This window comes from Vicinamibacteria bacterium (assembly GCA_035620555.1).
Lineage (GTDB): Bacteria > Acidobacteriota > Vicinamibacteria > Marinacidobacterales > SMYC01 > DASPGQ01.
The window spans coordinates 1-4142 of sequence record DASPGQ010000693.1 but is presented as its reverse complement, the minus strand read 5'-3'; the positions used below and the strand labels follow the sequence as shown (position 1 = coordinate 4142).

8 protein-coding genes are annotated in these 4142 nt (G+C 60.2%); 2 read left to right on the top strand and 6 right to left on the bottom strand.

The genetic code is table 11. From position 1 onward, the window contains the following. Together VEK15_28055 and VEK15_28050 are read right to left on the bottom strand one after the other, a co-directional pair. The coding region (locus tag VEK15_28055) for a PIN domain-containing protein (GenBank protein ID HXV64584.1) at window positions 1-347 on the bottom strand (347 nt) is incomplete at its 3' end. Continuing rightward, window positions 344-556, bottom strand: coding sequence for a hypothetical protein (locus VEK15_28050; protein ID HXV64583.1), 213 nt, complete (start codon window positions 554-556; stop codon window positions 344-346). The genes VEK15_28055 and VEK15_28050, both read right to left, overlap by 4 nt. A 390-nt stretch (window positions 557-946) precedes the next feature. Here VEK15_28050 and VEK15_28045 point away from each other — a divergent pair, with 390 nt between their 5' ends. Then, complete coding sequence (locus VEK15_28045) at window positions 947-1414, top strand: nuclear transport factor 2 family protein (protein ID HXV64582.1); 468 nt, start codon at window positions 947-949, stop codon at window positions 1412-1414. Between the two features lie 170 nt (window positions 1415-1584). Here the strand turns inward: VEK15_28045 and VEK15_28040 are convergent, their stop codons facing one another. The 4 genes from VEK15_28040 to VEK15_28025 form a co-directional block, all read right to left on the bottom strand. Continuing rightward, window positions 1585-2031: a nuclear transport factor 2 family protein gene (locus VEK15_28040; GenBank protein ID HXV64581.1), complete on the bottom strand. Its 447-nt coding sequence runs from the start codon at window positions 2029-2031 to the stop codon at window positions 1585-1587. A gap of 206 nt (window positions 2032-2237) precedes the next feature. After that, window positions 2238-2450: a hypothetical protein gene (locus VEK15_28035; GenBank protein HXV64580.1), complete on the bottom strand. Its 213-nt coding sequence runs from the start codon at window positions 2448-2450 to the stop codon at window positions 2238-2240. A 23-nt stretch (window positions 2451-2473) separates the two neighbouring features. Then, complete coding sequence (locus tag VEK15_28030) at window positions 2474-3286, bottom strand: ATP-binding protein (GenBank protein ID HXV64579.1); 813 nt, start codon at window positions 3284-3286, stop codon at window positions 2474-2476. Between the two features lie 464 nt (window positions 3287-3750). After that, window positions 3751-3927 carry a hypothetical protein gene (locus tag VEK15_28025; protein HXV64578.1) on the bottom strand — a complete coding sequence of 59 codons (177 nt, stop codon included), beginning with the start codon at window positions 3925-3927 and terminating at the stop codon, window positions 3751-3753. A gap of 35 nt (window positions 3928-3962) precedes the next feature. On the opposite strand from VEK15_28025, the gene VEK15_28020 reads away from it, so the two are divergent. Continuing rightward, window positions 3963-4142, top strand: a 180-nt coding sequence (locus VEK15_28020; GenBank protein HXV64577.1) for a hypothetical protein, incomplete at its 3' end; no start/stop codon positions are given.

Genomic DNA, 4142 nt, shown 5'->3' with positions numbered 1-4142 from the left:
TCACCGTCGTAGTGCAGGACGACCAAACCCGCCGACTCCGATGCTGCGGCGATTAGAAGATCGGGAATCGGGATCCGATGGCGCCCGGTTCGTGCGAGCTCCGCTTGAATATCGGTCGCGCGATCGAAAACGTCCTCGTTCACAGGAACCCGCTCATAGGCCAATTCTCGGCGCCGACGAATCTCAAGATGGTCGGCGTAGTTTGGAGCGCTGAAAAGCACCTCGAGATCGACGATCGCGCAGCTGGCCGCCTCACCCGCTTCGATAATTGGAGCGAGCCGCACTCGGACCGAATCGTGGAGCATTCTGGCGAGGGCGCTCTTATCGACGAGGTAGCGTGCCGTCAATGCCGCCAGGCCTTCGAAAGGACTCCGTCGCGGAGGTCCATCCCCTTTTGCTCGGCCAGGGCTTCGACCTCCTCGGTTCGTGCTCTCGCGCGTAGCACTTCCAGAAACGCCTGCTCGATTGTGTCCTTCACGGTGCTCGTCTCGAGGATCGCCTGAACCGCGGCGAGGAGCTCCTCATCAATCGTAACGCTCGTCTTTCTGGTCGGCATATCCAATTATTAGCACATATTGATATCTTCAACCGCGGGGGCAGAATATCCAATGGCTGCGCAATAGGATATCGTCGGTTCAAGCTTTCAGGGCTACGTCACGGCTCATCATCGCTTTTTGACGTGAGTCGATTGGCACGCCGCCCAGCCTCCGCTGCGATGAATGAACTGTCCCGGCAGGGTCTCTTCTTAGTAGGCGGCGCATTCGACGATCACGCGGTCCTTGTACGGGGATCGACGAAGCGCGTAACGATGAATTCGATAAGATAGTCCCGCCAAGGAGGCCGTCTTGACGTTTGTCGTCTCCATCCTGGCCGTCAGTGCCACCATATCCGCACAACCGAGCGTGGACACCTCGTGTGCCGCCCGAGGAGTCTCGAGGAGGAATTGATGACGAAAGAGAGAGCGTTCTTGGTTCCAGCCCTGCTGTGCGTCGCGCCGTTGCTTCTCCTTGCCGGTCCGGCCGAGGACGAAGCCGCCGTCTGGCAGCTCGAAGAAACTTACTGGAAATGCGTCAAGGCCCGGGATCTCGACGCTTACCGCTCGTTGTGGGACGAGCGCTTCGTCGGATGGCCCAGCTTCAGCGCGCAGCCGCTGGGCAAAGCGCAAATCGCCGACTGGATCCCGCCGCTGCACGCCGACCCTTCGCGGCGCTACGACTACGAGCTTAAACGAGAAGCGGTGCGCGCATTCGGCGATATCGTCGTCGTGCATTACCGGTACATGGACGTCTACCGGAACGCCGAGACGGGTGAGGTCCTCGAGAAAAGCGCGTGGAAGCGGATCACGCACACCTGGCAGCGTCGGGGCGATGGCTGGCAGATCGTTACTGGAATGTCCGCGTCCTACGATCACTGAGATCGAACATCGAGATGCTGGCGATCTCGATCCAGCCCGCGCTCGCGGCACGGTCCCACCTTCGAGCGAACCCGTCGGCGCGCATTCACCTGCATGCGGCCCCTACATGATGCGGGCTACTGTTCGAGGCCAACGAAGTGACGCCGCGGGCTGGCAAGCGAAGAGCTACATCAGTAGCTCGCGAAATGCATGTGCGCGATCCGGTAGTCATCCCCGACGCTCAGGTACAGGATCGTCATCGGTCCTCGTTGAGCGTCTTCGCGTGAGCTCCGATCGCCGAAGTACCAGATCGCGGTGACGACCACTGTATCGCCGAAATCATCGGAACGAACGTCTTCGACCCAGAGCTCACGTTCGGGGAGCCGACCTCCGCTGACGAAACCGAAGCCGCGATGGTGCTCACGCACCTCCTCGATGCCGTGCACCAGACCTTCTTTCTCCGACGAGAAGTAGGTGACGCGGGAATCGGGGACGAACAGCTCATCGACCCGATCGAGGTCGTAGGTGTTCCACATCGAGACCCAGCGACCGACATACTTCGCCTCATCGAAATCGGGCGAGGAGCCAGCCAAGAGTGCGACCAGTATGAGAGACGCAAAATGCATCGTCGTCGGCATGCCCGCATTGTATCGCTCCTCGATCAGTGGCGGCGCAGGGCGAGGACCGTGATGTCGTCGAACTGCAGCGCCGCCGCCTCGAAGGCCCGCACTCGGTCCAGCAGGAGGTCGACGGACTTCGCGGCCCTCCGCCTCGCGCCTTGTCCTGGACGTCCTCGCCAGATCTGCGAAAGTCTTGAAGAGGCGAAGCTCGACCGGGTCGCCTTCTACTCGGGATCGAAGGCTTCCTCGATTCGTTGAATCACGTCGGTTGGGAGAACCCATCCGACATCCGTTCTGCCGATCCGAGTCCTGGTCTCGAGTCCGCGGTTGATGACAAGGAAGCTCCGAGGCCCGTAGGCTTCGATGAAACTTCTCGCGGAACGCGGGATGCTGGCGCGTCGGATCTTTTCGGACTTCACCTCGAGGGCGACAACCAAGTCTCCTCGGGTCAGGACGAAATCTACCTCCGCCCCGGACGAGCTCCTCCAGAAGTGCAGGTTGGCGCCGTCGGGCAGGCTCTCCACAACTCGGTGAAGATCCAATTCTCGAGAAGAGCACCTTTGTCGACACGCTCTTCGATGGGCTTGAAATCGTGCAGCAGGCGATTGCGGATTCCGTTATCGACGAAAAATATCTTCGGCGTGCTCGTTGCCTCCGCCCTCTTGCCCCCAACGAAGGGTGGCAAAACCGACACCACGTGGCTTGACTCGAGAATCTCGAGATAGGAAGCGACCGTGTCGCGACTCACACCAAGAATCGACGCCCACTCCGACAAGTTCACCCGGTTACCCGCTTGGCTCGCGGCCAACCGGAGTAGCCGACGAAAAGCGTCGGGCCGCCCGATCCGGAAGAGGTCACTTGCGTCGCGAAGGATGATCGCTTCGACCAGATCGGTGAGAACCAGCTCCGGGTTCTCGCTCAACCAGACTTTGGGATAGCCGCCCATTATGACGTGACGGGCGAACCGATCCTCCACGATCCGGCGACGAAAGGCATCCGGTTTCTCCCCAAGGTCGAAAATCACCTCGGACAGCGCGAAAGGAAGAGGTCGTGAACGCGTGGCTCGCCCCGCCAGTGACTCCCGGGTTCGCGAATGCAGGTGAAACGAGGAGCTTCCGGTTACCAGAATCGGAACCCCCGGCTTCCGGTCGACGACGCCCTTCAGGAAGAGACCCGCCTCTTCGAGGTATTGGGCTTCTTCGAAGAAGATCGTAACCGGTTTGGTGACCAGAGCTTCGAGATCGCAAGGAAGAGGGGCGCTGATCGACACCACTCGCGCACGAGGTACTGCTCACAATCGATGAAGAGCGCGGCTCGTCCTTGGTCGGCGAGAAAGCGCCAGATCGCGGTCGACTTCCCCGCTTGCCGCGGCCCGACGACGAGGTGCGCTCGATCCGCCTCCTTCCACCGCGCCGGAGCGTGAGACCAGGGATCGTGGCACATAGGACTCGGGCAAGTGTTGGTGCAGCCAGTCGGGAATTCGGGCGGGGTTCGAGAGCCAGGGGTTGTCCCTCTCCAGAATGGTCTGTAAATCGCGATTCACAACCCCATTTTAGCCTTTAAATTGACTAATCTCCTCGAACTCCTTCGGTCGTCAATTTTGTTGTGAACGCTTTCTGCAGTCCCTCCGAGGTCAGCGCGCCTCGTACCGCAAGACCTCCAACAACGTTCAGCGGCGGCGGCGCGTTCGCGCCTCTCTCGCGATGTTCCCAGAAATCGCTGCGTGCTGATGTGGTGTTAAGGAAACAATTCAGACACTGCGCGTCGGCCTCCGGCATACGCGCCCGCATTCATCGTCGGAGAAGCTTCGGGCTTGTCATAGAGCGCGGGTGCCGATAGAGTGCCGATCAACGATAAAAGGTTCGACTCGGCAGTCACCGGCATCTCGATGAACGTGCCGGCGACGTCGATCATGGAACACTGCTCGCCAGGTTCCAGAAGGCTCGATTATGAGGCACATTGGTTTCGCATTTGCATTGCTCGCGTCCGCTCTGCCCGCGGGTTTCACGAACGCTCAGGTCCGCCCGGGAGAGCCTCACAATCTTCTCCGAACTCAGGTCGGTCTTTCCGAAAGTGAGCTCGCCGACATGGACGGGGGAAAGGGCGTGACCAAAGTCCTCGATATGAAG

What these genes read in the sequence shown, in the direction of transcription:
- VEK15_28040 (HXV64581.1), bottom strand. Translation starts at nt 2,031, where the DNA reads ATGCCGACGACGATGCATTTTGCGTCTCTCATACTGGTCGCACTCTTG.
- VEK15_28025 (HXV64578.1), bottom strand. Translation starts at nt 3,927, where the DNA reads ATGATCGACGTCGCCGGCACGTTCATCGAGATGCCGGTGACTGCCGAG.
- VEK15_28045 (HXV64582.1), top strand. Translation starts at nt 947, where the DNA reads ATGACGAAAGAGAGAGCGTTCTTGGTTCCAGCCCTGCTGTGCGTCGCG.
- VEK15_28050 (HXV64583.1), bottom strand. Translation starts at nt 556, where the DNA reads ATGCCGACCAGAAAGACGAGCGTTACGATTGATGAGGAGCTCCTCGCC.